This is a genomic window from Streptomyces sp. TLI_146 (genome assembly GCF_002846415.1).
In the GTDB taxonomy this organism is placed as follows: Bacteria; Actinomycetota; Actinomycetes; order Streptomycetales; family Streptomycetaceae; genus Streptomyces.
This window is the reverse complement of record NZ_PJMX01000001.1, coordinates 2,245,024-2,269,839: the sequence shown is the minus strand read 5'-3', so window position 1 is coordinate 2,269,839 and position 24,816 is coordinate 2,245,024. Positions and strand designations below refer to the sequence as shown.

The following is a 24,816-nucleotide window of genomic DNA, read 5'->3' as shown; positions in this document are numbered from 1 at the left end:
ACCCGTACAGCGACACCCGTACAGAGCTGAAAGATCACTGAGGAGTAGCACGTGAGTGGCAAGGGCGCACCCGAACTGTCCGTACGCAACTGCGCAGACCTCCGGGTCGCCGTGATCGCGGCGCAGTGGCACGAGAAGGTCATGGACGGACTCGTCGACGGCGCCCTGCGCGCCCTGCACGAGCTCGGCATCGACGAGCCGACGCTGCTGCGCGTCCCCGGCAGCTTCGAGCTGCCGGTCGTCGCCAAGGTGCTCGCGGGCCGCGGGTACGATGCGGTGGTCGCCCTCGGCGTCGTCATCAGGGGCGGTACACCGCACTTCGACTACGTGTGCCAGGGTGTCACCAACGGTCTCACCCAGGTCAGCATCGACACCGGCGTACCCGTCGGGTTCGGCGTGCTGACCTGCGACACCGAGGAGCAGGCCCTGGACCGGGCCGGCCTCGAAGGGTCGAACGAGGACAAGGGACACGAAGCGGTCACCGCCGCCGTCGCCACGGCCGCCACGCTGCGCACCGTCAGCGAACCCTGGCGCTGAGTGCCGGGGACGCACCCCTTACCCTGAGAAGCATCATGGCGAACAAACCCTCCAAGAGTTTCGAAGAGCTCTTCGCGGAGCTCCAGCTCAAGGCCGCCAACGGCGACCCGTCCACCTCCCGCACCGCCGAGCTGGTGGACAAGGGCGTGCATGCCATCGGCAAGAAGGTCGTCGAGGAGGCCGCCGAGGTCTGGATGGCCGCCGAGTACGAGAGCAAGGACGCCGCCGCCGAGGAGATCTCGCAGCTGCTGTACCACGTCCAGGTGATGATGGTCGCGCGCGGGATCTCCCTCGACGACGTCTACGCGCACCTCTGAGCACACCCGCACTTTCCCTCTGTACGTCTCCACGTAAGGAAGCCGACCTCATGCTGCGCATCGCCGTCCCCAACAAGGGTTCACTGTCCGGACCTGCGTCGGCGATGCTCCATGAGGCCGGCTACCAGATGCGCAAGGAGTCCAAGGAACTCGTCCTGGTCGACCCGGTCAACGAGGTCGAGTTCTTCTACCTCCGCCCCAAGGACATCGCGATCTACGTGTCGGCGGGCAAGCTCGACATCGGCATCACCGGCGAGGACCTGCTGATCGACTCGGGTGCCGACGCCGAGGTGATCCTGCCGCTCGGCTTCGCCCGCTCCACCTTCCGCTTCGCCGCCAAGCCCGGGACCGTCTCGGGCATCGAGGACCTGGCGGGCAAGACGATCGCCACCTCCTACGAGGGCATCGTCGCCAAGCACCTGGCCGAGGCCGGTATCGCCGCCTCCGTGGTGCACCTCGACGGCGCTGTGGAGACCGCCATCGAGCTGGGCGTCGCCCAGGTCATCGCGGACGTCGTGGAGACCGGCACCTCGCTGCGCAACGCGGGTCTCGAAGTCTTCGGCGACCCGATCATGAAGTCGGAGGCGGCCGTCATCCGCCGCACCGGCGCCGACGCCGAGAACCCCAAGGTCCAGCAGTTCCTGCGCCGCCTCCAGGGCGTCCTGGTCGCCCGCAGCTACGTGATGATGGACTACGACTGCCGCGCCGAGCACCTGGAGCGCGCCGTCGCCCTCACCCCGGGCCTGGAGTCGCCGACGATCTCGCCGCTCCACAACGAGGGCTGGGTCGCGGTGCGCGCCATGGTCCCCGCCAAGGAGGCCCAGCGGATCATGGACGACCTGTACGAGCTGGGCGCCCGCGCCATCCTCACCACGGCCATCCACGCCTGCCGTCTCTGACCGACCCCTTTACTCCCGTACGGAAGTGACGTACCCCGTGTCCGCCCCCGCGCCCCAACTCCCCGCTCTCCCGGTCACGTTCCGGCCGACCCGCACCCGGGCCGTGCTGCTGAGCGTGGGTGCCGTGATGTTCGCCGTGATCACCGGCGTCGCACTGCTCCTGGAGAACATGAGCGGGGGCGAGCGGGCCAGCTTCGTGTTCACCGCGGCGATGTTCTTCGCGGTCCTCGCGCTGCTGAGCCGCCCCAAGGTCGTCGCCGACGACACGGGCGTCACGGTCGTCAACCTCACCCGGACGCGGCGGCTCGCCTGGGCGGAGATCCTGCGCGTCAACCTCCGCCCGGGCGACCCCTGGGTGTTCCTGGACCTCAGCGACGGCACCAGCCTGCCCGCGCTCGGCATCCAGCCCGGCATCGCCAAGGAGCGGGCCATCCGCGACGCCCGGGCGCTGCGCGCGCTCGCCGAGTCGCACGGCACTCCCCAGGGCGGCTGACCCGCCCTTTTCAGCACCGGGGCAAGCATTGCGGCGACGATCTCAATGGCTACCCTGGTGACGGTGGCGCTCAACGCGCCCGCCCCGCGCACAAGGCGGCACCATCGGCCTGCGGGGCACCAGCGACCCGAGGAGTGACTCCCTCCAGCAATGGACGGATCGTCCGGTAGTACATGCGCCGCCCCCTCGCAGGAGGCGGCGGCATGACCATCCCGCTTCTGCTGCTCGCCGCGGCATTCCTTCTCATCCTCGCCAACGGATTCTTCGTGGCCGCCGAATTCGGCCTGGTCACCGTGGAGCGCCCGGACGCCGAAAAGGCCGCCGCCGACGGCGACCGCCGCGCCCGCACCGTCGTCGAGTCCCTGCGCGAGCTGTCCTTCCAGCTCTCCGGCACCCAGCTCGGCATCACCATCACCTCGCTCGTCGTCGGCATGCTCGCGGAGCCCGCGCTCGCCGGACTCCTCGACGGGCCGCTCACCGCGACCGGCCTGCCCGACGGGGTGGTGCCCGGGGTGAGCGTCGTCGTCGGCATGCTGCTCGCCTCCGCCGTCCAGATGGTGGTCGGCGAACTCGTCCCCAAGAACTGGGCGGTGTCGCGGCCCCTCCAGGTCGCGCGGTTCGTCGCCGGACCGCAGAGCCGCTTCTCCCGGCTCTTCCGGCCGGTCATCTCGCTCCTGAACACCGTCGCCAACCGGCTGGTGCGGGCGCTCGGCGTGGAGCCCGCCGACGAGCTGGCCTCCGCCCGCACCCCGGGCGAACTGGTCTCGCTGGCCCGCCACTCGGCGCGGGCCGGAGCCATCGAACAGGACACCGCCGACCTCTTCGTACGCACCCTCGCGCTCGGGCGGCTCACCGCGGAGAACGTGATGACGCCGCGCGTGAAGGTGAGCGCGCTGCAGACCTCCGCGACCGCCGCCGACGTCCTCAACCTCACCCGGGCCACCGGGCTCTCCCGCTTCCCCGTCTACCGGGAGCGGATCGACGAGGTCGTCGGCATGGTCCACCTCAAGGACGCGCTCGCGGTGCCGCCGCAGGAGCGCCATCGCACCGCCGCCGCGGTGATCGCGGTGCCGCCGCTCCTGGTGCCCGAGACACTGCCCGTGCAGCAGCTCCTGGAGCGGCTGCGCAGCGAGCAGCCGATAGCCGTGGTCGTCGACGAGTACGGCGGCACGGCCGGGGTCGTCACCCTGGAGGACATCGTCGAGGAGCTGGTCGGCGAGGTGCGCGACGAGCACGACGCCGAGGGCGACACCGGGCCCGACCTCGCCGCGGTGGCGAGCGACGACGGCCGCCCCGCGTGGGAGGCCGACGGCAGCTGCCGGGTGCTGAGCCTGCGCCGGATAGGACTGGACGTGCCGGACGGCCCGTACGAGACGGTCGCCGGGCTCGTCGCCGATCTGCTCGGCCGGATCCCGGTCCCCGGTGACCGCGCCGAGCTGCCCGGCTGGCGGATCCAGGTCCGCCGGGTCGAGCGGTACCGGGCGGAGCGGGTGCGCTTCGTGCGCACCGCCGACGTCCTGAGCGAGGCCGTGCGATGAGCCTGCTGCAACTCTTCTTCGCCCTGCTCCTGGTCCTTGCGAACGGCTTCTTCGTCGGGGCCGAGTTCGCCCTGGTGTCCGTGCGCCGCAGCCAGATCGAACCGCTCGCGTCCCAGTCGGCGCGGGCGCGGCAGGTGCTGCACGGTCTGGAGAACCTGCCGCAGATGATGGCGGCCGCGCAGTTCGGCATCACGGTCTGCTCGTTGACGCTCGGCGCGGTGGCGGAGCCCACGGTGGCCCACCTCCTGGAGCCCGTCTTCGAGGCGGCCCGGGTCCCGGCGGGCCTGATCCACCCCCTCGGTTACGCGATCGCGCTCGCCCTCGTCGTCTTCCTCCACCTCGTCATCGGCGAGATGGTCCCGAAGAACCTGGCCATGGCGGCGCCGGAGAAGACCGCGCTGTGGTTCAGCCCGGGGCTCGTGGCCTTCGCCCGGGTGTGCCGTCCGGTCACGGTGGCGCTGGGCGCGTGCGCGCGGCTCGTCCTGCGGGTGTTCCGGGTGGAGCCCAAGGACGAGGTCGAGGCGGTCTTCACCAGCGAGCAGCTCAACCGTCTGGTGGAGGACTCCGGGCAGGCCGGTCTGCTGGACCCGGGGGAGATGGAGCGCCTGGAGGACGCGCTGGAGCTGGGCAGCCGCCCGGTGACGGACGTCCTGCTCGACCGGTCGTCGCTGGTGACGGTGGGCTGCTCGGTGACGCCCCGGCAGGTGGAGGAGCTGACGGTCCGTACGGGGTACTCGCGCTTCCCCGTGTGCGCGGAGGGGGGTGCCTTCATGGGCTTCCTCCACGTCAAGGACGTACTGGACCTGGAGGACCAGGAGCGGGCGGTGCCGCAGCAGGTGTGGCGGCCGTTGGTGACGCTGCGGGCGGAGCTGCCGCTCGATGACGCGCTCACCGTGATGCGTCGGGCGGCGGCGCATCTTGCCCAGGTGGTGGACGCGGGCGGGCGTGTGCTGGGGCTGGTGGCTCTGGAGGACGTCCTGGAGATGCTGGTCGGGGAGGTCCGCGACCCGTCCCACCGCCCGTTCCCGACCCAGCCCCGCCCGGAACAGGCCCTGGCGGGCTGACCCCGGGTTCGCCCCCGCCCCGCCCCTTCCCTGAACCCTCCGGGGGTGGGAGGGGGCGGAGGTGTTCTCCCGGGGGCTACGCCCCGGACCCCTTTCGCGGGGCCTGCGGCCCCCGCACCCCGCCTTTTTCGTCTGCGGACCGTGCTGGGTTGCTCGCGCAGTTCCCCGCGCCCCTAAATACCTGGGGCGCGGGGAACTGCGCGACCAGCCACCCACGGTCCGCAGGCGAACAGGGGGGTCTGGGGGCGAAGCCGCCCGTGGGCTACAGCGGGTCCACCGGGCCGCCCCTCCCCGACAGCACCTCCCCGTACGCCTGCATCAGATCCGGCAGCCGAAGGGTGGACAGATCCTCCCGCCCGGGCGTGCCCGGATACGTCGACAGACGCAGATCCCGGTACGCGCAGCTCTTCTCGTACAGCGTGCGCAGGAAACGGCCGTTGCCCAGCTCGTCGATCCACCCCTGATCCACCACGTGCCCGCTGATCGAGCGCAGCTCGTCCAGCGCCTCCTCGTCCCAGCCGTCCCCGTTCTCCGCCGCCAGGACCTCCCCGATCGCCGTCAGCTCCAGGGGGCGGTACGAAGGGAAGTCCACCCGGGTGGTGAAGCGGGAGGACAGGCCGGGGTTGGTGGCTAGGAGGCGGTCCATGCCCTCGGGGTAGCCCGCGAGGATGACCACCAGGTGGTCGCGGTTGTCCTCGGCGCGCTTGAGGAGCACCTGGAGCGCCTCGTCCCCGTACGCGTCGCCCTTGCTGTAGCCGGAGTTGGAGAGGCTGTACGCCTCGTCCACGAAGAGCACCCCGCCCAGCGCCGAGTCGATCAGCTCGTTCGCCTTGACCGCCGTCTGGCCGAGGAACTCGCCCACCAAGTCGGCCCGTTGGGCCTCCACCAGGTGGTCGCCGCCCAGCAGACCGAGCGCGTAGAAGACCCGGCCCAGGATCCGCGCGACCGTGGTCTTGCCGGTGCCGCTGGGGCCGGAGAAGACAAAGTGACGTTTCGGCGGCTGGACGGGCAGGCCCTGGCCGACCCGTAGCCGGGCCATGTTGAGCTGCGCGGACAGCGCCTTCACCTGGCGCTTCACCGGCTCCAGGCCCACCATCCGCTCCAGCTCCGCCAGCGCCTGGGCGAGCAGCGCGGAGTCCGTCGGGCCGGTCGGCACCGGCGGCGGGGCCGGCTGGGCCGGGACGCCGGCCTTCTCCCGTGCGCCGTCGGGCGGCGGCACCGCCACCGCCGGGCCGGCGAGCGGCACCCGCACCTCGCGCCCCTCGGGAGGCTCCAGCGGCGCGGCCTCCGGCTCGCCGCCGTCCGCCGCGGTGTCCTGGCCGAACCCGGCCAGCGAGACGGCCGCCAGGTCGGCCGGGTCGTCGGAGCCGTACGCCCCGTCCAGGCCGTCCGACTCGGTGATCGCGGCCAGCCGCGCCGAGGTGTCCATGAACGCCGGGTCGACCCGGTGCACCGCCCGGTACAGCGGCAGCGCGGCGGCGGAGCGGCCGGTGCCCTCGTGGGCGCGGGCCAGCCAGTAGCGCAGCTCCTTGCGCTGCGGCTGCTCGCTGCGGCAGCGCATCAGGGCCGCCGACAGGAGCGGCTCGGCCTGCCCGAACATCTCCAGGCGCACCCGCGCCATCCCGCCGAACAGCCCGGCCTCGATCCCGAGCAGCGGATCGTTCAGCAACGGCTCGGTGTGCCGCACCAGTTGGTCCCAGTCCTTGACCAGATACGCCCGGCAGGCGTGCAGGAAGCGGACCTGCGGGTCGGTGTCGACCGGTGGCAGACCGGCCAGCGCCCGGTCAAGCTCCGGCACATGGCGCCCGTCCAGCCAGTGCGAGGCGTGCGCGAGCAGCAGATCGCGCGGGCTCTCCAGGACCGGCTGGACCCACCAGCCCAGCCAGTACCAGGAGTTGAGGGTGCGTCGGTGCCGGGCGCGCTGTTCGCCGAAGCGTTCGCGGTGGCGGTACATGCGCAGCAGCGCGGTGGTGGTGTCCACCCGCAGCGCATGCAGTCCCAGCCAGCCGTCCACCATGCCCGGATCCATCCGTACCGCGGCCCGGAACTCCTCCTCGGCCTGCGGATACGCGCCCATGGTGTACGCGTCGATGCCCCGCAGCCAGGCGAGATCGGCCGGGGCGTGCGCGCCCTGCGTGCCGAAGTCCATCACGTCCCCCACCACCGTGCCCCCGTGCTGAACCGCCAATTCACAGAACACAGAACGGAATTGACGGGAATTGACCGCACCGGTTGCATCGTACCCGCGAGGGGGCCCCGGACCGAAGGGTGGCGCGGGGGGAGTGGCAGCACGACCTGGCCGGTGACCGAGGGTGAGCGAAAGCCGCTGAAACGGCGTGCTGAAAGGCTCTGTAAGGCCCTGAAAGGCAGAACGAAGCCCCCGATCACGGGGGAACAACCGGGGGCTTCGCGTCTGCGGCGGCTCCGGAAAGCCGCACATTCAGAACGTAAGACCTGTACGGCCCCCGGGTCAAGCGGAGTTGGACGACTGCGAGGGGTGGTTTTCCGACGGTTCAGCCCGATGGGGGCAGTCCCTCACTGTCCGTGACCGAGTGGTGTGCGAGGGGTGCGGAATCGCGCCTCGGGAGCCACTCGTATCCCTCCTGGCACTGCCGTACCAGTGCATCCGCATACGGAAGCGACGGATCCGCGGCGAAATGGCGCATCTCCGCCTCCGTCCACTCGTCCCAGAAGCCGGAAAGCGCCGCTCCGTCCCGTCGGCGCCCGCGCGCCCAGGACCCCTCGGCGCCCATGTCCATCCACAGCAGCAACGCCAGATGCGGTCGCACCTCGCGCCGCCCCGCCCCGACGCCCTCGATCAGCACCACGGGCGCGGGCTCCAGCGGCCTTGACGCACCGAACCGGCGCAGGTTCCAGTCGTACGGCGTGACGCGCCCGGCCTCCCCGCGCGCCAGCGGCTCGATCACCTGGGCGCGCAGCCGGGGCGTCCAGGCGAAGAACTCCTCGTGCGTGGCCAGGTCGTCGAGGCGGACGACCGGCGCCCCGCCGAGCGCGGCGGCGAGACGTCCGGCGAAGGTGGACTTGCCGGAGCCCGCGTGCCCGTCCACCGCGACCAGCCGGACCGGGCCGCAGGAGGGCGGCAGGGCGCGCACGGCGGCCGCGATTCGGTCGATTTCTGCCATGCCCCCACCCTAGATCGACCTGCCTCGGCGACGGCGGCGCAGGTCGTGCCAGTGGTCCAGACCCATATTGGTGGCGCGGCACGGCGCGCATCACTGGCAGAAGTCGCCCGGAACCCGCGATAGTTGGCCCACTGTCGCGCCCATCGCCCCATCCTCGTCCGACTGGGGGTCCCGATCATGACCGGCTCCACTCCGCGCAGAACCGTCCTGGCCGCCGCGCTCGCCGCCGCGGCGGGCACGGCCGTCCCGGCCTCCGCCGCGGCCGCCCCCGCCCCGCCGACCGTGCGCCCCGCCGCGGGCAGGCCCTCGAAAGGCATCCCCTCACTGGTGGACAACCGCGCCTGGACCACGCACTCCGACTGGCGCTCGGGCGACGCCGCCGGAGTGCGGGCCGTGCCGGGCCGCCGCCCCGGCCTGGTGATCGCCCGCCCGGCGGGCAGCGTCGACTACACCGACCCGCACACCAAGAAGACGGCCACCTGGGAGTACGCCACCTGGACCTCGCCGGAGCACCGCTCGCCCGTCCCGGCCACCGAGGTCGTCGCCCACTGGAACGCGCACACCCCCGCCGGGACCTGGCTCCAGGTCGAGCTGCTCGGCACCTACTCCGACGGCACGGCGACCCCGGCGTACGTGCTGGGCCGCTGGACGGCGGGCGACGGCGACGCCGACATCCGGCGCACCTCGGTCGACGGGCAGAAGGACGGCAGGAGCACCGTCTACACCGACACCTTCGCCATCGACGACGCGGCGAGCGGGCTGCGGCTGGCCTCCTACCGGCTGCGGCTGACGCTCTACCGCACCCCCGACAGCGGCCTCACCCCGACGGTGTGGCGGCTCGGCGCGATGGCCTCCGACGTCCCGGACCGCTTCACGGTGCCCGCCTCCACCCCGGCGTACGCGGGCGAGCTGCTCGTGCCGCGCTACTCGCAGGAGATCCACAAGGGGCAGTACCCGCAGTACGACAACGGCGGCGAGGCCTGGTGCAGCCCGACCTCCTCGCAGATGATCGTCGAGTACTGGGGGCGGAAGCCGAGCGCCGCCGACCTGGCCTGGGTGGACCCCTCCTTCGCCGACCCGCAGGTCTGCCACGCGGCCCGGTACACCTACGACTACCAGTACGGCGGCTGCGGCAACTGGCCCTTCAACGCCGCGTACGCCACCACGTACCGCGACATGAGCGCGGTGGTGACCCGGCTGCAGTCCCTCAACGACCTGGAGAGGCTGATCCGGGCGGGCATCCCGGCGATCACCTCCCAGTCGTTCCTCAGGACCGAGCTGACCGGCGCCGGCTACGGCACCTCGGGCCACCTCATGACGGTGATCGGTTTCACGGCCGACGGCGACGTGATCGCCAACGACCCGGCCTCGCCGAGCGACCCGGAGGTGCGCCGGGTCTATCTGCGGCGCGAGTGGGAGAACATCTGGCTGCGGACCAAGCGGTACAACGCGAGCGGCAAGGTCGTCTCGGGCTCCGGCGGGGTCTGCTATCTGTACTGGCCCACGCACGTTTCCCCAGCTCAGAAGCGTGCACTGGCCTCGGTGGGAGTACGGGCCTGACACCCGGCGGCCCCGGCGGCAGTGACCAACGTCTCTCCCTCCGGGGCCGCATCCACTGGCACTCTGAAATGGCACCCGGGGGGACCGTCCACCGCCAGACGACCGAGTGAGTTGCCATGACCCTGCACGCCACCACCGCCGACGACCCGCGCGCCCTGGCAGAGCTGCGCGCCCGCACCGGCGGCCCCGACGACGGCCCCAAGATCCTGGAGCACTTCCTGGGCTGGACCCTCGTGGTGGTGCTGGCGATGCTGGTCACGCAGACCGGGCTGCTGTGACCTCCAGGTCGGCCTTCCAGTGCCGGCCCGGGACGCCCACAAGGCCGTAGAGCCACCGCACCGGCGAGCGCCGGGTCAGCAGCACCACCCCCGCCAGGACCGCGAAGGCGGCGAGCCCCAGCAGCCACCCCGCCAGGCGCACGAGCAGGCTCGCGCCCAGGGCCCCGGTGAACGGCAGCCCGTACACCCCGGCCGCCGCGATGGCGACCGCGACCGGACGGGGCACCTTGCGCTCCTCGTCGGCGCCCGGCAGCTGCCACCCCTCCACCAGCCAGCCGATCTCGGTCAGGAACAGCGTGCCGAGCACGGCCGAGCCGAGGACGAGCAGGGCGAGGAACGTGCCCGAGGTCAGGAAGTGCAGCACGTTGTTGACCACACTGTCCTGCGACCACTCCCGGTAGGCCTTGGCGCTGGTGGTCAGGGTCCGTCGGTAGCCGTTGCCGTCCCAGCCGTGGATGAGCGTCCCGAACAGCAGGAAGTGGCCGCCGACGCTCTGGAGGTAGGCCCAGTACCCCGCGCCGACCAGTACCAGGAGCTGGGCGGCCAGGAAGCCGAGCAGCGCGGCGGCGACGATGCCGCCCGCATAGAAGAGCACGAAACCGGCCCAGACGCCGTCGTGGTCCCGGGCCACCTGCATGGTCGCCCAGGACGGGTTGCGCCACAGCATGAACAGGCCGGTCGGCGCGAGCAGCACCGCCGCGTACAGCAGGGTGAGCGCCAGATAGGGGTTGGCGGCGCGGCTGCGGGTGCGGACCCCCTCCCCGTACACCGAGCGCTCCCACCACTGGAGCTGGCGCCCGGCCGAGACGGCGAAGGTCGCGCCCGTCGCGTACGCCCAGAACAGCGCGGCCTGGATCTGGATCACGAGGCCTCCAGCTTCAGTCCGCCCGCCACGATCGAGTCCGAGGTGACCAGCGCCTGTTCGGCGCTGACCTGGGTCATGAAGACGAAGGGCGGGACGACCGGCGGCACCGGCAGCCGGTCCGGGGTGAAGGTCAGGCAGAGGATGCCCTCCAGGCAGCCGCTGAACTTGGTGAGGTAGAGCGTCACATGGCCGCTGAGGTCCAATGTGTCGGCTGCCAGGGCGAGTTCGTCGTGGCCGTCACGGGTGCGCAGCCGGTAGTCGGTGAGCGAGGCGGAGGCCATCTTGAGGACCATCACCTTCACCGGTCCGCCCGCGCTGGGCACTGTGCGCACCCCGGCGAGCAGGAAGCCGTTGGGTGCGAAGAGGGTGGTGGTGACGGTCGGCGGGACGCGCGGCACCTCGACGGCGCCCGTCGCCGGGGCCCGTTCCGCCGACCCGCCGAGACCCAGCAGCAGCGCGACCGGCAGCGCGGCCGCGAGCGTGCGTGTGCCGCGTCCGTCCCGCAGCTCGGCGAGCCCGGGTTCCGGTTCGCGCGCCGGTGTCCAGGCGAATCCCATGGCGCTGCCCGCGATGCCCAGGCCCATGCCGACGAGGAAGCCGCCCAGATTGGTCGCGACGAACGAGAGAACCGACAGGAGCAGCGCGTTGATCGAGACGTAGTGGCGGGTGTGCGGCAGGAACCACAGGAAGAGCCCGGCGACGATCAGAGCCAGCCCGATCCCGATGGCCGCGATCCCGCCGAGCCCCAGGCTGACCAGGATCGTCAGCGGGGAGAGCGGGACGAGCAGCAGCTCCGCGCCGCCCAGGACCAGGAGCAGTCCGGCCCAGAAGGGGCGGGTGCGGCGCCAGCGCCGGGCGGCCCGGCGGGCGTCCGGCAGCGGGAGGCGCCTGTCGAGCCACCCCTCGCTCAGAAGCACTTCTTGCCGCCGATGCTCACATCGACCCGCATGCCCTTCAGCCGGAAGTTGCCGCCGGTCGCCGACCAGGCGTGCGAGCGCACCCCGGCGACCTCGATGTCCCCGGCCTGGAGGCCGAACTTGCCCTTCTCGCCGTGGACTCCCGGCACCTGGTCGAGCGTGGAGGCGTCCCGGCCGATCTCGGCGGTGCCGAACCGGGCGTCCCCGACCAGGTCCTCGCCGTCGATGACCAGATTGCTCGCGGTGACCTCGCCCGCGTCGCCGCCCGCCGTCAGCTTGAACACGACCGTGCCGACCGGCGTCTTCACCTGCGCGGACTGGCAGATGTCGCTGAGCCGGGCGTCCCCGATGCCGAGCAGGGCGACCGGATGGCCCTTGCCGTCCACGGACTTGTCGGTCTGCACATAGGAGGCGAGGCCCTGGCTCGTCAGCTTCCCCGAGGAGACCTGGAAGCTGGTGCCCGAGACGGCGAAGGAGGCGGCCAGCGCGCCCTCGGCCATCACATTGGCCATGACCCCGACGGCGAGGACCGCCGGCATCGCCACCAGCGCCGCCTTCTTCCAGGCGGTTCTTCCCTCGGCCAACGGCCGCCTGTCTGCGCTCACTTGTTCCTCCCGTACGTCCGAGCGGTGCAGGGGGAGTGCGTGTGCAGGTCTGCCATACTGCGGAGATCCTGTGGCAGTTGGAGACTAGGGCTTAATTTGAATAATAGTCAACAGCGAGGCGCGACCGAGAAATCCCAGGTGCGTCGCTCCGAACTCATCGCGACGGGGCGGAAGTTGTTCGCCGACACGTCGTACGACGCCTTGTCGATGGACGACATCGCCAAGCACGCCGGGGTCGCCAAGGGCCTCATCTACTACTACTTCAAGAGCAAACGCGGCTACTACCTGGCCATCGTCGAGGACTCGGTGGCCGATCTGGTCGCCCGGGCCGGGAGCGACACCGAGCTGCCGCGCGCCGACCGCGTCCACCGCACGATGGAGGGGTATCTGCTGTACGCCCAGCACCACCAGGCGGCCTACCGGACCATCGTGACCGGCGGCGTCGGCTTCGACACCCAGGTGCAGGCGATACGCGACGCCGTCCGCGAGGAGCTGATCGCCACCATCGCGGAGGGCGCCTACGGCCGGCGGGATATTCCGGTGCTCGCCCGGCTCGCACTGCTCGGCTGGATGGGCTGTGTGGAGAGCGTGACCCTGGAGTGGCTGGGGACGCTGGAGCCGGAGCGTGCGACCGTACGCGATCTGCTGGTGCGGATGCTGCGGCAGACCATGGACACCATCGGCGAGTTCGAGCCGGCCTGCCCCTCGCCCCCGCCCGGAGCGTGACGCAGGAGGGGCGGCCGGGCCACACGGCCGGCCGCCCCTCCCCGCCCCGCTCCCGGGCTACTTGATGGACTTGACCAGCTCACCGTTGGAGGTGTCGCCGCTCAGCTCCCAGAAGAAGGTGCCGCCGAGGCCCTGGTTGTTCTTGTAGGCCATCTTCCCGGCGATGGTGGACGGGGTGTCGTAGCTCCACCAGTTGTTCCCGCAGTACGCGTACGCCGTGCCCGCGACCGTGCCGTTGGCCGGGCACTTGGTCTTGAGTACCTTGTAGTCGTCGATGCCCTGTTCGTACGTGCCGGAGGCCGGGCCGGTGGCGGTGCCGCCGGGCGCCTTCTGGGTCACTCCGGTCCAGCCGCGCCCGTAGAAGCCGATGCCGAGCAGCAGCTTGTTCGCGGGGATGCCGAGGCCCTTCAGCTTCTGGATGGCCGCGTCCGTGTGGAAGCCCTGGGTGGGGATGCCGCTGTAGGAGGTCAGCGGGGAGTGCGGGGCCGTGGGGCCCTGCGCCGCCCAGGCGCCGAAGAAGTCGTACGTCATCGGGTTGTACCAGTCGACGTACTGGGCCGCGCCCGCGTAGTCGGCCTTCTCGATCTTGCCGCCCGCCGAGGCGTCGGCGGTGATCGCGGCGGTGACCAGGTCGGCGGAGCCGAACTTGGCCCGCAGCGCGGCCATCACGTTCTTGAAGGCCGCCCGCCCGCTGGTGTCGCAGGAGAGCCCGCAGGCGTTGGGGTACTCCCAGTCGATGTCGATGCCGTCGAAGACGTCGGCCCAGCGCGGGTCCTCCACCAGGCTGTAGCAGGAGCTGGCGAACGCCGCCGGGTTCTTGGCGGCCTCCCCGAACCCGCCCGACCAGGTCCAGCCGCCGAACGACCAGAGGACCTTGAGCCCGGGGTGCTTCTTCTTCAGCTCGCGCAGCTGGTTGAAGCTGCCCGCGACCGGCTGGTCCCACTTGTCGGCCGTGCCGTCGACGCTGGAGGCCGCGTCATAGGTCTTCTGGTAGTCGGCGTAGGCGTCCCCGATGGTGCACTTGCCGCCGGTGACGTTGCCGAACGCGTAGTTGATATGGGTCAGTCTGGCGGCCGAGCCCGAGGTCTCGATGTTCTTGACGTGGTAGTTGCGCTGGTAGACGCCCCAGTCGGTGAAGTACCCGACGACCTTGGACCCGGCCGCCAACGGGGCCCGGGCGGCGGCGGGTTCGGGCGAGGCGGTGGCGCTGTCGGTCCCGGCGAGCAGGGTGACGCCGAGTGCGGCGGTACAGGCGGCGGCGAGCAGGGCGCGCACGCGAGGTGGTCTGAGCATCGTGATCTCCTCGTGGGGGAGGGGAGCCGTTCACGGGTGCTTGGCATGAACGCGGTAACGCGTTCGCCCAGACGCTAGAAGGACTAGACCACTTCGTCAATGGTTTGGACCAACTCCGGAAGCGCCCATTCCCGCCCGGCGCCGCACGTCCGCGCCCCGAACGGCCCTGGCCTAAACGTGATCTTGGACCCCGTGACGGGACGCGTCCGATCGGGCATACTCACAGCGCCACAGCCACCAGCCTGCAGCTTCCGTGATCCGGGAGGGTAGGCATCGGCTGTCCAGCAGAGTCACCGGCGGCGCCGCCACACCCTGCGCGCGCGTCCGCCGAAGCGCCCGACAGGGAGGAGAGCGCCGCCATGCCCGACCGCGCCCCGCAGCCGGTGGACCGACAGCTGCCCACCGAGGAGGCCCGGGACCTCGTTGCGCTCGTACGCGACATCGTCCAGCGGGAGATCGCTCCTCATGCCGCCGAGCAGGAGGACGCCGGACACTTTCCGCGCGAGGTCTTCTCCCTGCTGTCCGAGTCCGGGCTGCTCGGCCTTCCGTACGACTCCGAGTTCGGCGGCGGGGACCAGCCGTACGAGGTGTACCTCCAGGTCCTCGAAGAGCTCGCCGCCGCCCGCCTCACGGTCGGCCTCGGCGTCAGCGTCCACTCGCTGGCCTGCCACGCCCTGGCGGGCTACGGCACCAAGCAGCAGCAGGCCGACCATCTGCCCGCCATGCTCGGCGGCGGTCTGCTCGGCGCGTACTGCCTCTCCGAGCCCGCCTCGGGCTCCGACGCGGCCTCGCTGCGGACGAAGGCCGTCAGAGACGGCGACCACTGGGTGATCACCGGCACCAAGGCCTGGATCACCCACGGCGGGATCGCCGACTTCTACACCGTCCTCGCCCGCACCGGCGCCGAGGGCGCCCGGGGCATCACGGCCTTCCTGGTCCCCGGTGACGCCGAGGGGCTGAGCGCGGCCGCGCCCGAGAAGAAGATGGGCATGAAGGGCTCGCCCACCGCCCAGCTGCACTTCGACGGGGTCCGGGTGCCTGACAGCCGTCGCATCGGCGAGGAGGGCCAGGGCTTCGCGATCGCGCTGTCCGCCCTGGACTCCGGCCGCCTCGGGATCGCCGCCTGCGCCATCGGCGTCGCCCAGGCCGCCCTGGACGAGGCGGTGGCGTACGCGACCGGGAGACAGCAGTTCGGCCGGCCGATCGCGGACTTCCAGGGCCTGCGGTTCATGCTGGCGGACATGGCCACCCAGATCGAGGCGGGCCGGGCGCTGTACCTGTCGGCCGCGCGGCTGCGGGACGCCGGACGGCCCTTCTCCAAGGAGGCCGCGATGGCGAAGCTGTTCTGCACGGACGCGGCGATGAAGGTCACCACCGACGCGGTCCAGGTGCTCGGCGGCTACGGCTACACCGCCGACTTCCCGGTCGAGCGCCTGATGCGCGAGGCCAAGGTCCTCCAGATCGTCGAGGGCACCAACCAGATCCAGCGGATGGTCGTCGCCCGCCACCTGGCCGGCCCCGAGACCCGCTGACGCCCCCTGTGCGCCGGGGTGTGCGGATCCACGCACCCCGGCTCCGGGGGCTTGTTTTTCACGGCATCTGACGTACCGTCAACTTCCCTGTCGTCCAGGAGGTTGCCGTGTCCCAGGACCGTCCGATCGCACTCGACGAATACCCGATCCACCAGGTCCCCCTCTCCCTGAAACACGTCGCCACCGGCGACCGCAACGCCTACGACCGCTGCATCTTCCACGTCTTCGACCACCACGGCCGCGCGCTGCTGATCGCGGGGCTCGGCGTCTACCCCAACACCGGGGTCATCGACGCCTACGCCACCCTGCGGCTCGGCGATCGGCTGCACGCCGTCCGGGCCAGCGACGCGCTCACCGACGACCGCATGAACCTCTCGGTGGGACCGCTGCGCATCACCGTCGACGAGCCGCTGCGCCGCCTCACCTTGCACTGCGCCCCCGACCCGGCCGACCCCGGCTCGCTCTCGTACGAGATCACCTGGCAGGCCGACTTCCCGGCCGTCTGGGAGCCGCACCACGTCCAGCGCCGGGGCGACCGCCTCACCCTGGAGGGCCGCCGCTTCGTCCAGGCGGGCCGCTGCACCGGCGCCATCCGGGTCGCGGGCGAGGAGATACCCGTCACGGCGGGGGAGTGGACCGGCACCCGGGACCGCAGCTGGGGGGTGCGGCCGATCCCCGGCGAGAGCGACGGGCGCGCCGATGAGCACCGGCCCGAGGGGTTCCACTGGCTCTGGGCGCCGGTCCGCTTCGACGACCGCTTCCTGATGGTGATCGCCCAGGAGGACGCCGACGGCTACCGCACCCTCAACGAGGCCGTGCTCGTACGGGACGGCCACCCCGACGCCCAACTGGGCTGGCCGCAGGCCGACATCAGCTACCGGTCCGGCACCCGTCACCCCGAACGCGCCGTCGTCCACCTCACCGACGCCGCCCGCAAGCCCCTCGAACTCGGCGTCGAGGTGCTCACCTCCTCGCCGCTGGCCGTCGGCGCGGGCTATCCGCCCGCCGACGACTGGCAGCACGGCACCTGGCAGGGCCGGGCCTGGACCGACCGCCGCGCCTACGACCTCTCCGACCCGGCCGCCCACCCGATGGCCGCCTACGGCGTCACCGACCACGCCGCCCGCTTCACGCTCGACGGGCGCACCGGGTACGGGATCTTCGAGCACGGCAGCTTCGGCCGCCACGACCCCAGCGGGTTCGCCGACCACACCTCCGTCGCGCCCTGACCCCTCCGTGCCCCGAGAAGGGATACCCATGGCCACGGCACCACGCCCCCGCACCACCACGCGCGACCCCCAGGAACTCGGCCGCAGGCTCACCGGCTGGCTCGACGCACGGCTGCCCGGCGCCCGCGTCACCGGCGTCGAGGTCCCGGCCTCCAACGGCATGTCCAGCGAGACCCTGCTCTTCGTCCTCGACCACCCGGACGCGCCAGTGCGCGCCTGCGCTCTGCGCCTCGCCGCCGACCCCGCCGCGTACTCCGTCTTCCCGGTCTACGACATGGCTCGCCAGCACCGGGTGATGCGCCTGGTCGCCGAGCACACCGACGTCCCGGTGCCCCGGGTGCTCTGGCTGGAAGAGGACCCCACCGCGCTCGGCGCCCCGTTCTTCGTGATGGAGCGCGCCGAGGGGCGCGTACCGCCCGACGTCATGCCCTATACGTACGAGGGGAACTGGCTGCACTCCGCCAGTGACGCCGAGCGGGCGCGTCTTCAGGACGCCACGGTCGCGGTGCTCGCCCGGCTGCACGACGGGTTCCCGCCCGAGGAGGCCGCCTTCCTGCTGCCCGAGGGTGAGGGCTCACCCCTGCGGCGCCATGTGGAGTCCCAACGGGCCTACTACGACTGGGTGGTGGACGGGCTGCCGCGCTCGCCGCTCATCGAGTCCGCGTTCGACTGGCTCGACGCGCACTGGCCCGCCGACGAAGGCCCGGCGGTGCTCTGCTGGGGCGACGCCCGGATCGGCAACATCGTCTACGACGGCTTCGAGCCCGCCGCGGTCCTCGACTGGGAGATGGCCGCGCTGGGCCCGCGCGAACTCGACCTCGGCTGGACCGTCTATCTGCACCGCTTCTTCCAGGATCTGACGGTGAGTTTCGGCCAACCGGGCCTGCCCGCCTTCCTGCGGCGCGACCACATCGAGGCGCGCTATGCCGAGTTGACCGGGCACGTGCCGCGCGCCATGGAGTTCCACACGCTCTACGCCGCCCTGCGGCACGCGGTGGTGATGCTCAGGATCGCCTACCGGCAGCTGCACTTCGGCGAGGTCCGGGTCCCCGAGGACCCGGACGCGCTGATCCTGCACCGGGGCAGCCTGGAGGCGATGGTGCGGGGGACGTACTGGAGTTGACGCGGTCTAGGCCGCGCGCCGCATGCGCGGCACCCGCATCGGACGCGAGCCCGGACCGCCGACGTGCGAGAAGGGCTGCGTCCGCCAGTCGAGGCCCTGGGGGAGCGTCAGGAGCAGCGCGGTGTCCTGCTCCTGGAGGTCCCTTGAGGTGTCCGCGGGCCTGCTCTGCGAGGCCGGACGGCCGGTCCCGGCGCACACCGTGAGGACGAACGGGTTCCACGGGCTCGGGCACAGCGCGTGCTCCGGCAGCACCGTCTCGTCCGCGAGCAGCGCGATCGGCTGGGCGCAGTCCGGGCAGATCACCCGGTACATCTCGAAGGTGTCGTAGGCGTCCGCCGCGATCTCGTCGTCGAGCTCGTCCTCGACGGTGGGATCGACGGGCTCCGGATCGGTGCGTTCATTCGACACACGTCCGCCACGCTTGATGTTCTGCATTGGGTTCTCCCCCTCGGGTGGGCCGGCAAGGCGCCGTCGCCGCGACCACAGCAAGCAATTCCCGCCAAGACCCGCCCGTAACCGCGCCGTGCCCCCGAGCGCCCCGACAAGGCTGTGGTCTTCGTCACATGCCGCCCGCAGGTGCCCCTTCCGGTTGCCGCCGACTGTGCCGGAGGGGACCTGTGGGAATAGGTTGATCCGCATGGAGGAGCTGGACCGTCAGATCGTGGATCTGCTCGTCAAGGACGGGCGGATGAGCTACACCGACCTGGGCAAGGCCACGGGCCTGTCCACCTCGGCGGTGCACCAGCGGGTACGCCGGCTGGAGCAGCGCGGAGTCATCCGCGGCTATGTCGCCGTCGTGGACCCCGAGGCGGTGGGGCTGCCGCTGACCGCGTTCATCTCGGTCAAGCCCTTCGACCCGAGCGCCCCCGACGACATCGCCGAGCGGCTGGCCGACGTGCCGGAGATAGAGGCGTGCCACAGCGTGGCGGGCGACGAGAACTACATCCTCAAGGTGCGTGTGGCCACGCCCCTGGAGCTGGAGCACCTGCTGACGCGTATCCGCTCGCTGGCCGGCGTCTCCACCCGGACGACCGTCGTTCTCTCGACCCCGTACGAGGCACGTCCGCCGCGTATCTAGGCTGTTCCCATGAGTTCCGAGAGCGCCGCCGCCCTGCCGGCCCGAACCGTCGCCCCGCTGTCCACGGGCGAGCCCGACCACCGCACCGTGCTGCTGCGCGGCGGCGAGGTCCACAGCCCCGCCGACCCGTTCGCCACGGCGATGGTCGTCGAGCGCGGACACGTCGCCTGGGTCGGCTCCGAGGGCGCGGCCGACGCCTTCGCGTCCGGCGTCGACGAGGTGGTCGACCTCGAAGGGGCCCTGGTCACCCCGGCGTTCACCGATGCGCATGTGCACACCACGGCCACCGGCCTGGCGCTCACCGGCCTCGATCTGTCGTCCGCGGGCAGCCGCGCCGAGGCCCTGGCGGCGGTACGGGCGTACGCCGCGTCCCGCCCCGACGACGACGTGCTGCTCGGCCATGGCTGGGACTCCGCGCGCTGGCCCGAGCGGACCCCGCCGACCCGCGCCGAGCTCGACGAGGCCACCGGCGGCCGCCCGCTCTACCTGCCACGCATCGACGTCCACTCGGCCGTCGCCACCACCGCGCTGCTCGACCGGATCCCGGGCGTCACCGGGCTCGACGGCTACCACCCGGACGCCCCGCTGACCGCCGCCGCCCACCACGCGGTCCGGGCCGCGGCCCACGCGGCGATCACCCCGCGCCAGCGCGAGGAGGCCCAGCGGGCCGCGCTGCACCGCGCGGCCTCCCTCGGCATCGGCACCCTCCACGAGTGCGGCGGCCCCGAGATCTCCGACGAGGACGACTTCACCTCGCTCCTGAAACTGGCCCGCGAGGAGTCCGGCCCGCGCGTCTTCGGCTACTGGGCCGAGCGCGTCACCGGCCCCAAGGACGCCGATCGCATCCGCGAACTCGGCGCGCTCGGCGCGGCCGGGGACCTCTTCGTCGACGGCGCCCTCGGCTCGCACACCGCCTGTCTGCACGAGCCCTACGCCGACGCCCCGCACACCGGCACCGGCCATCTGGACGCGGCCGACGTCGCCGCCCATGTGGCCGCCTGCACCGAGGCCGGGCTCCAGGCCGGGTTCCACGCCATCGGGGACGCCGCCGTCACCGCCGTCGTCGAGGGCGTCCGGGCCGCCGCCGCCAAGGTGGGCCTGGCCCGCATCCGCGCCGCCCGGCACCGCGTCGAGCACGCCGAGATGCTCACCCCCGAGACCATCGCCGCCTTCGCCGAGCTCGGCCTCACCGCCTCCGTGCAGCCCGCGTTCGACGCGCTGTGGGGCGGCGAGGACGGCATGTACGCCGAGCGGCTCGGCGCCGAGCGGGCCCGCACCCTGAACCCGTACGCGGCCCTGCTGCGCGCCGGGGTGCCGCTCGCCTTCGGCTCGGACTCGCCGGTCACCCCGCTCGACCCGTGGGGCACGGTCCGCGCGGCCGCCTTCCACCGGACCCCCGAGCACCGCGTCTCGGCCCGCGCCGCCTTCACCGCCCACACCCGGGGCGGCTGGCGCGCCATCGGCCGGGACGACGCGGGCACCCTGGTGCCGGGCGCGCCCGCCGACTACGCGGTGTGGCGCACCGACGAGCTCGTGGTGCAGGCGCCGGACGACCGGGTGGCCCGCTGGTCGACCGACCCGCGCTCGGGCACGCCCGGACTGCCGGACCTCAGCCCCGGGGCGGAGCTGCCGGTCTGCCTGCGCACGGTGGTGTTCGGACAAACGGTCTTCGTCCGGCCGAACGAGTGACGTAGGGACATTTCGTACGGCCGTCAGGCTGCCCTCACGGCGCCGCCACCACCTGCGGATCTTCCTCGTTGACCTGCGGTTTCGTTTCGACGCCGCAGGTCAAACGACTGTTGACAGGGAGCGGCCGGGGGCCGGTAGGTTCGGCCGGGTCCACCACAGGACGTCCGGCCGACAGAAGGTTTCTGCCGTCCGGGGGGTCCCCCCTGCTCCGCGGGAGCTCGGGGGAGGGTGCGACCCGGATGGGGCCCGGACGTTCAGTAGACAACGGCTCCAGGCAGCCCGCAGCCAGCGGGTCCCGAGCCGGCCCGAAGGGCGCCGGGCCCCCATTCCGACACCCCGGGACCTCGCGGTGCGGGAGTGCCCCGACCGCTCGCTATGGTGGTGCCCTGCGTACGGACAATAAGGGGCAGCAGTGAACGACGGCGGTCAGAGGCGATACGGCCCGCTCGGCAGAGCCTTGGTGATCATCCCGACCTACAACGAGGCGGAGAACATCAAGCCGATCGTCTCCCGCGTCAGGGAGTCGGTCCCCGAGGCGCACGTCCTGATCGCCGACGACAACAGCCCCGACGGCACCGGCAAGCTCGCCGACGAGCTGGCGGCCGACGACGACCACGTCCACGTCCTGCACCGCAAGGGCAAGGAGGGTTTGGGCGCCGCCTACCTCGCGGGCTTCCGCTGGGGCGTCGACGAGGGCTACGGCGTACTGGTCGAGATGGACGCGGACGGCTCCCACCAGCCCGAGGAGCTGCCCCGGCTGCTCACCGCGCTCAAGGGCGCCGACCTGGTCCTCGGCTCACGCTGGGTGCCGGGCGGCCGGGTGGTGAACTGGCCCAAGAGCCGCGAGTTCATCTCCCGCGGCGGCTCCACGTACTCCCGGCTGCTGCTCGGCGTGGACATCCGCGACGTCACCGGCGGGTTCCGGGCCTTCCGCCGCGAGACCCTCGAAGGCCTCGGCCTGGACGAGGTGGCCTCGCAGGGCTACTGCTTCCAGGTCGACCTGGCCCGCCGCGCGGTGGCCGCCGGCTACCACGTGGTCGAGGTGCCGATCACCTTCGTCGAGCGCGAGCGCGGCGACTCCAAGATGAGCAACGACATCATCGTCGAGGCGCTCTGGCGGGTCACCGCCTGGGGCGTCGGCTCGCGCGCCAACAAGCTCCTGGGCCGCAAGCCGTCCTGACCTCGGACGGGCGGCGCTCGCGTTCGCCGTCCGCTGACGGATCCCTTACGCCGTCCTGTCATGCTCCCAGGCACACTGGGAGCATGACGACCGGCATTCCGCCCTCCACCCCGCCCAAGCGCTCCCGTGCGCGCACCCTCGTCCCGCTGGGGATCGCCGCCTGGCTCCTCGCGGAGATATGGCTGCTGATCACGGTGGCGAGCGCCGCCGGGGGACTCACCGTGCTGGCCCTGCTGGTCGGCGGCGCCGTGCTCGGCGGATACGTGATCAAGCGGGCCGGGCGCCGGGCCTTCCAGAACCTCACGCAGACGCTCCAGCAGCAGCAGTACGGGGCGGCGGGCCCCGGCGCCCAGCCGCAGCCCGGCAGCGAGGGCAACACCTTCACGATGCTCGGCGGTCTGCTCCTGATGGTCCCGGGACTGCTCTCGGACGTCCTGGGGCTGCTCTGCCTGGTGCCGCCGGTGCGCAAGGCGCTGAGCAGGTACGCGGAGAGCTCGCTGGAGAAGCGGATGCGCACCGCCCGCCCCGGCACCCTGGGCGACGCCTTCCAGCAGGCCCGGATGCACCAGCCGGACGGCAAGGTGGTGCAGGGCGAGGTCATCCGTCACGACGAGCGCCCCCAGCGGGACGAGCCCCGGCCGCCGCTGACCCACTGAGGCCCGTAGGCGTACCGCCAGAGCCCGGCGCAGCACGAAAAAGAGGGCCGGTCACACCGAAACGGTGTGACCGGCCCTCTTCTTCTGCCTTTCGCCCAAGCGCTTGCGCGCCTACGCGGACTTGCGACTGTCGCGCGGATGCACGGCAATGTTCATGGCGCCGGAACGCAGGACCTCCAGCCTCTCGGCCAGAACCTCCTCCAGCTCCTCGCGGGTGCGTCGCTCCATGAGCATGTCCCAGTGCGTACGCGCGGGCTTGCCCTTCTTCTCCTCAGGACCTTCGCCGTCCACCAGGAGTGCCATGGCGCCACACGCCTTGCACTCCCACTCCGGCGGGATGTCCGCCTCCACCGAGAACGGCATCTCGAATCGATGTCCGTTCTCGCATGCGTACTCCACCGCCTGGCGCGGGGCCAGATCGATGCCGCGGTCGGTCTCGTAGCTGGTCACCACGAGGCGCGTGCCGCGAAGAGCTCGCTCACTCATGAATCGTGCCTCCCGGGCTTGTCGCCCACAGGACAGGTGTCGCTGTCGTCGTCATCCGGTCAACGTCCGGTCGGCGGTAAAGATTCCCGTTGTGGGTCATGTGTCGCCGTCGTGCCGCCCCTTGTTGTACCCACCAGTGCCCGGTTTGTCACATCTGGCAGCAGATGTCACCCAGCGTCTTCACTACTTGAGCACGCAGTAACGGTCCGCCTGGCAGGCCAAAGGCGTACACTACCGGCCTTTCACTTCAACGTCTAAATCCGCGCCGGAACCGGGTTTCCGGCGGCCGCCACGGCGGCCCTCACCGGGACCCGGGCGAGCAGCACGAAGCCGACGCCGAAGAAGATCACGAGAGAGATGATCGCATCCCGGTAGCTCCCGGTCAGCTGATACGCGAGCCCGAACACCAGTGGCCCCAGCCAGCTCAGCCCGCGGTCGCTCATCTCGTAGGCCGAGAAGTACTCGGCCTCCTTGCCGCTCGGCACCATATGTGAGAAAAGCGACCGCGACAGCGCCTGGCTGCCGCCCAGGACCGTGCCGATCGCCGCGGCCAGCACGAAGAAGAGCGCGGGCGAGTGGGCGGGCAGGAAGTACCCGGTGGCCAGGATCAGCGCCCACACCGCCAGCGAGCCGAGGATCGTGCGCTTGGCGCCGTGCGTCTGCGCGAGGCGCCCCATCCCGAGCGCCCCCGCCACCGCGAGCACCTGCACCAGCAGCACGGCGACGATCAGCGTGTTCTGGTCGAGGCCGAGCTCCTCGGAGCCGTACAGCGAGGCCTGCGAGATCACGGTCTGCACGCCGTCGTTGTAGATCAGATACGCGAGCAGGAAGGCGAGGGTCAGCGGACGCGCGCGCATGTCGCGCAGCGTCGCGATGAGCTGGCGCCAGCCCGCGCCCACCTTGTCCTCGGCCGGGACGTGCCCGCCGGGCGCGTGCCGGTCCCGCAGCCGCCGCAGCGGCACGAGCGTGAAGGCGCCCCACCAGACCCCCGCCGAGGCCAGACAGATCCGTACGGCCGTGCCCTCGGAGAGCCCGAAGCTGTCGTGGCCCGAGTAGAGGACCAGATTGAGGACGAGGACGAACGCGCCCGCGGTGTAGCCGAAGGCCCAGCCGCGCGAGGAGACGCGGTCGCGCTCCTCGGGACCGGCGATCTGCGGCAGATAGGCGTTGTAGAGCACCATCGAGACCGACAGCGCGGCATTGGCGACGATCAGCAGCACCGCGCCGAGCAGATAGCGGTGTCCGTCGAGGAAGAACATGCCGGCCGTCGCCGCCGCGCCGGTGTACGCCGCCGCCGCGAGCAGCGGCTTCTTGCGGCCGGTGCGGTCCGCCGCGGCGCCCACCATGGGCATCAGGACCACCGCGAGCACCACCGAGGCGGACACCGCGTACGCGAAGAGGGATCCGGCCCGCACCGGAACGCCCAGCGGGTGCACGAAGCCGTCCGCGTCGGCGGCGTCCTTGGCGATGGCCGTCAGATAGGGCCCGAGGAACACCGTCAGGACGGTCGTCGAGTAGACCGAGCACGCGAAGTCGTAGAAGTACCAGCCGCGTTGCTCGCGGCGGCGGTCGGCCTCCGGCGCCGCCTGTGCGGCGGTCCGGCCCATG

Annotated in this window: 25 protein-coding genes; 16 read left to right on the top strand and 9 right to left on the bottom strand. The window is 71.8% G+C overall.

Features of this window, described 5'->3' with window-relative positions; genetic code table 11:
- Positions 1-51: 51 nt before the first annotated feature.
- The 6 genes from ribH (at position 52) to BX283_RS10345 (ending at position 4,848) form a co-directional block, all read left to right on the top strand.
- Complete coding sequence (gene ribH / locus BX283_RS10370) at positions 52-537, top strand: 6,7-dimethyl-8-ribityllumazine synthase (protein WP_101387336.1); 486 nt, start codon at positions 52-54, stop codon at positions 535-537.
- Positions 538-572: 35 nt separating this feature from the next.
- Positions 573-854: a phosphoribosyl-ATP diphosphatase gene (locus BX283_RS10365; protein ID WP_101387335.1), complete on the top strand. Its 282-nt coding sequence runs from the start codon at positions 573-575 to the stop codon at positions 852-854.
- A 50-nt stretch (positions 855-904) separates the two neighbouring features.
- Complete coding sequence (gene hisG, locus BX283_RS10360; RefSeq protein ID WP_101387334.1) at positions 905-1,753, top strand: ATP phosphoribosyltransferase; 849 nt, start codon at positions 905-907, stop codon at positions 1,751-1,753.
- A gap of 37 nt (positions 1,754-1,790) precedes the next feature.
- Positions 1,791-2,246: a PH domain-containing protein gene (locus BX283_RS10355; RefSeq protein WP_101392264.1), complete on the top strand. Its 456-nt coding sequence runs from the start codon at positions 1,791-1,793 to the stop codon at positions 2,244-2,246.
- A 203-nt stretch (positions 2,247-2,449) separates the two neighbouring features.
- Complete coding sequence (locus BX283_RS10350; protein ID WP_101387333.1) at positions 2,450-3,784, top strand: hemolysin family protein; 1,335 nt, start codon at positions 2,450-2,452, stop codon at positions 3,782-3,784.
- On the top strand, positions 3,781-4,848 hold the full coding sequence (locus BX283_RS10345; RefSeq protein ID WP_101387332.1) for a hemolysin family protein: 1,068 nt from the start codon (positions 3,781-3,783) through the stop codon (positions 4,846-4,848). Before BX283_RS10350 ends, BX283_RS10345 begins: the two co-directional genes overlap by 4 nt.
- A gap of 262 nt (positions 4,849-5,110) precedes the next feature.
- Here BX283_RS10345 and BX283_RS10340 read toward each other — a convergent pair whose 3' ends face one another.
- Together BX283_RS10340 and BX283_RS10335 are read right to left on the bottom strand one after the other, a co-directional pair.
- Entirely contained in the window at positions 5,111-6,997 is a 1,887-nt protein-coding gene (locus BX283_RS10340; RefSeq protein ID WP_101387331.1) for an AAA family ATPase, read from the bottom strand.
- A gap of 364 nt (positions 6,998-7,361) precedes the next feature.
- Positions 7,362-7,991, bottom strand: coding sequence for a uridine kinase (locus tag BX283_RS10335; protein WP_101387330.1), 630 nt, complete (start codon positions 7,989-7,991; stop codon positions 7,362-7,364).
- A 177-nt stretch (positions 7,992-8,168) separates the two neighbouring features.
- Between BX283_RS10335 and BX283_RS10330 the strand changes: the two genes are divergently transcribed.
- Positions 8,169-9,551, top strand: a complete 1,383-nt coding sequence (locus BX283_RS10330; protein ID WP_101387329.1) for a peptidase C39 family protein — start codon at positions 8,169-8,171, stop codon at positions 9,549-9,551.
- A gap of 116 nt (positions 9,552-9,667) precedes the next feature.
- Positions 9,668-9,829, top strand: a complete 162-nt coding sequence (locus BX283_RS39795; protein WP_107503676.1) for an SCO1431 family membrane protein — start codon at positions 9,668-9,670, stop codon at positions 9,827-9,829.
- On the opposite strand, the gene BX283_RS10325 is transcribed toward BX283_RS39795, so the two are convergent.
- The 3 genes from BX283_RS10325 to BX283_RS10315 are packed head-to-tail and all read right to left on the bottom strand — an operon-like array spanning position 9,807 to position 12,150.
- Positions 9,807-10,694: a hypothetical protein gene (locus tag BX283_RS10325; protein ID WP_101387328.1), complete on the bottom strand. Its 888-nt coding sequence runs from the start codon at positions 10,692-10,694 to the stop codon at positions 9,807-9,809. The two genes, BX283_RS39795 and BX283_RS10325, sit on opposite strands and share 23 nt — an antisense overlap.
- Positions 10,691-11,611 carry a DUF6114 domain-containing protein gene (locus BX283_RS10320; protein WP_257582443.1) on the bottom strand — a complete coding sequence of 307 codons (921 nt, stop codon included), beginning with the start codon at positions 11,609-11,611 and terminating at the stop codon, positions 10,691-10,693. Before BX283_RS10320 ends, BX283_RS10325 begins: the two co-directional genes overlap by 4 nt.
- Positions 11,602-12,150, bottom strand: coding sequence for a DUF6230 family protein (locus BX283_RS10315; RefSeq protein ID WP_257584279.1), 549 nt, complete (start codon positions 12,148-12,150; stop codon positions 11,602-11,604). The genes BX283_RS10320 and BX283_RS10315 overlap by 10 nt, the downstream gene beginning before the upstream one ends.
- A 162-nt stretch (positions 12,151-12,312) precedes the next feature.
- Between BX283_RS10315 and BX283_RS10310 the strand changes: the two genes are divergently transcribed.
- Positions 12,313-12,942 carry a TetR/AcrR family transcriptional regulator gene (locus BX283_RS10310; RefSeq protein ID WP_101387327.1) on the top strand — a complete coding sequence of 210 codons (630 nt, stop codon included), beginning with the start codon at positions 12,313-12,315 and terminating at the stop codon, positions 12,940-12,942.
- A 57-nt stretch (positions 12,943-12,999) separates the two neighbouring features.
- Here the strand turns inward: BX283_RS10310 and BX283_RS10305 are convergent, their stop codons facing one another.
- The gene (locus BX283_RS10305; protein ID WP_101387326.1) at positions 13,000-14,235 is read right to left on the bottom strand and encodes a glycoside hydrolase family 18 protein; all 1,236 of its coding nucleotides are present in this window, start codon (positions 14,233-14,235) and stop codon (positions 13,000-13,002) included.
- 359 nt (positions 14,236-14,594) lie between these two features.
- Between BX283_RS10305 and BX283_RS10300 the strand changes: the two genes are divergently transcribed.
- From BX283_RS10300 to BX283_RS10290, 3 genes are all read left to right on the top strand, one after another.
- Complete coding sequence (locus tag BX283_RS10300; protein ID WP_101387325.1) at positions 14,595-15,767, top strand: acyl-CoA dehydrogenase family protein; 1,173 nt, start codon at positions 14,595-14,597, stop codon at positions 15,765-15,767.
- A 107-nt stretch (positions 15,768-15,874) separates the two neighbouring features.
- Positions 15,875-16,996 carry a hypothetical protein gene (locus tag BX283_RS10295; RefSeq protein ID WP_101387324.1) on the top strand — a complete coding sequence of 374 codons (1,122 nt, stop codon included), beginning with the start codon at positions 15,875-15,877 and terminating at the stop codon, positions 16,994-16,996.
- Positions 16,997-17,024: 28 nt separating this feature from the next.
- Entirely contained in the window at positions 17,025-18,119 is a 1,095-nt protein-coding gene (locus BX283_RS10290) for a phosphotransferase family protein (protein ID WP_101387323.1), read from the top strand.
- A 6-nt stretch (positions 18,120-18,125) separates the two neighbouring features.
- On the opposite strand, the gene BX283_RS10285 is transcribed toward BX283_RS10290, so the two are convergent.
- Positions 18,126-18,554, bottom strand: a complete 429-nt coding sequence (locus BX283_RS10285; RefSeq protein WP_101387322.1) for a hypothetical protein — start codon at positions 18,552-18,554, stop codon at positions 18,126-18,128.
- A gap of 202 nt (positions 18,555-18,756) precedes the next feature.
- Between BX283_RS10285 and BX283_RS10280 the strand changes: the two genes are divergently transcribed.
- From BX283_RS10280 to fxsA, 4 genes are all read left to right on the top strand, one after another.
- Complete coding sequence (locus BX283_RS10280) at positions 18,757-19,197, top strand: Lrp/AsnC family transcriptional regulator (protein ID WP_067155585.1); 441 nt, start codon at positions 18,757-18,759, stop codon at positions 19,195-19,197.
- A 9-nt stretch (positions 19,198-19,206) separates the two neighbouring features.
- Positions 19,207-20,886 (top strand): amidohydrolase, encoded by a 1,680-nt coding sequence (locus BX283_RS10275; RefSeq protein WP_101387321.1) that lies wholly within the window; start codon positions 19,207-19,209, stop codon positions 20,884-20,886.
- Positions 20,887-21,298: 412 nt separating this feature from the next.
- Positions 21,299-22,066 carry a polyprenol monophosphomannose synthase gene (locus tag BX283_RS10270; protein WP_101387320.1) on the top strand — a complete coding sequence of 256 codons (768 nt, stop codon included), beginning with the start codon at positions 21,299-21,301 and terminating at the stop codon, positions 22,064-22,066.
- Positions 22,067-22,149: 83 nt separating this feature from the next.
- The gene (gene fxsA / locus BX283_RS10265) at positions 22,150-22,722 is read left to right on the top strand and encodes an FxsA family membrane protein (RefSeq protein WP_101387319.1); all 573 of its coding nucleotides are present in this window, start codon (positions 22,150-22,152) and stop codon (positions 22,720-22,722) included.
- Positions 22,723-22,833: 111 nt separating this feature from the next.
- Here the strand turns inward: fxsA and BX283_RS10260 are convergent, their stop codons facing one another.
- Both BX283_RS10260 and BX283_RS10255 read right to left on the bottom strand, forming a co-directional pair.
- Positions 22,834-23,208, bottom strand: coding sequence for an RNA polymerase-binding protein RbpA (locus tag BX283_RS10260; RefSeq protein ID WP_067155573.1), 375 nt, complete (start codon positions 23,206-23,208; stop codon positions 22,834-22,836).
- A gap of 254 nt (positions 23,209-23,462) precedes the next feature.
- Positions 23,463-24,815: an MFS transporter gene (locus tag BX283_RS10255; RefSeq protein WP_101392261.1), complete on the bottom strand. Its 1,353-nt coding sequence runs from the start codon at positions 24,813-24,815 to the stop codon at positions 23,463-23,465.
- Position 24,816 lies beyond the last annotated feature (1 nt).

Coding starts and splice junctions, on each gene's coding strand:
- BX283_RS10290 (WP_101387323.1), top strand. CDS start 17,025: ATGGCCACGGCACCACGCCCCCGCACCACCACGCGCGACCCCCAGGAA.
- BX283_RS10285 (WP_101387322.1), bottom strand. CDS start 18,554: ATGCAGAACATCAAGCGTGGCGGACGTGTGTCGAATGAACGCACCGAT.
- BX283_RS10305 (WP_101387326.1), bottom strand. CDS start 14,235: ATGCTCAGACCACCTCGCGTGCGCGCCCTGCTCGCCGCCGCCTGTACC.
- BX283_RS10330 (WP_101387329.1), top strand. CDS start 8,169: ATGACCGGCTCCACTCCGCGCAGAACCGTCCTGGCCGCCGCGCTCGCC.
- BX283_RS10350 (WP_101387333.1), top strand. CDS start 2,450: ATGACCATCCCGCTTCTGCTGCTCGCCGCGGCATTCCTTCTCATCCTC.
- hisG (WP_101387334.1), top strand. CDS start 905: ATGCTGCGCATCGCCGTCCCCAACAAGGGTTCACTGTCCGGACCTGCG.
- BX283_RS10260 (WP_067155573.1), bottom strand. CDS start 23,208: ATGAGTGAGCGAGCTCTTCGCGGCACGCGCCTCGTGGTGACCAGCTAC.
- BX283_RS10275 (WP_101387321.1), top strand. CDS start 19,207: ATGAGTTCCGAGAGCGCCGCCGCCCTGCCGGCCCGAACCGTCGCCCCG.
- BX283_RS10365 (WP_101387335.1), top strand. CDS start 573: ATGGCGAACAAACCCTCCAAGAGTTTCGAAGAGCTCTTCGCGGAGCTC.
- BX283_RS10255 (WP_101392261.1), bottom strand. CDS start 24,815: ATGGGCCGGACCGCCGCACAGGCGGCGCCGGAGGCCGACCGCCGCCGC.
- BX283_RS10335 (WP_101387330.1), bottom strand. CDS start 7,991: ATGGCAGAAATCGACCGAATCGCGGCCGCCGTGCGCGCCCTGCCGCCC.
- BX283_RS10340 (WP_101387331.1), bottom strand. CDS start 6,997: ATGGACTTCGGCACGCAGGGCGCGCACGCCCCGGCCGATCTCGCCTGG.
- BX283_RS10315 (WP_257584279.1), bottom strand. CDS start 12,150: ATGCCGGCGGTCCTCGCCGTCGGGGTCATGGCCAATGTGATGGCCGAG.
- BX283_RS10280 (WP_067155585.1), top strand. CDS start 18,757: ATGGAGGAGCTGGACCGTCAGATCGTGGATCTGCTCGTCAAGGACGGG.
- fxsA (WP_101387319.1), top strand. CDS start 22,150: ATGACGACCGGCATTCCGCCCTCCACCCCGCCCAAGCGCTCCCGTGCG.
- BX283_RS10345 (WP_101387332.1), top strand. CDS start 3,781: ATGAGCCTGCTGCAACTCTTCTTCGCCCTGCTCCTGGTCCTTGCGAAC.
- BX283_RS10300 (WP_101387325.1), top strand. CDS start 14,595: ATGCCCGACCGCGCCCCGCAGCCGGTGGACCGACAGCTGCCCACCGAG.
- BX283_RS39795 (WP_107503676.1), top strand. CDS start 9,668: ATGACCCTGCACGCCACCACCGCCGACGACCCGCGCGCCCTGGCAGAG.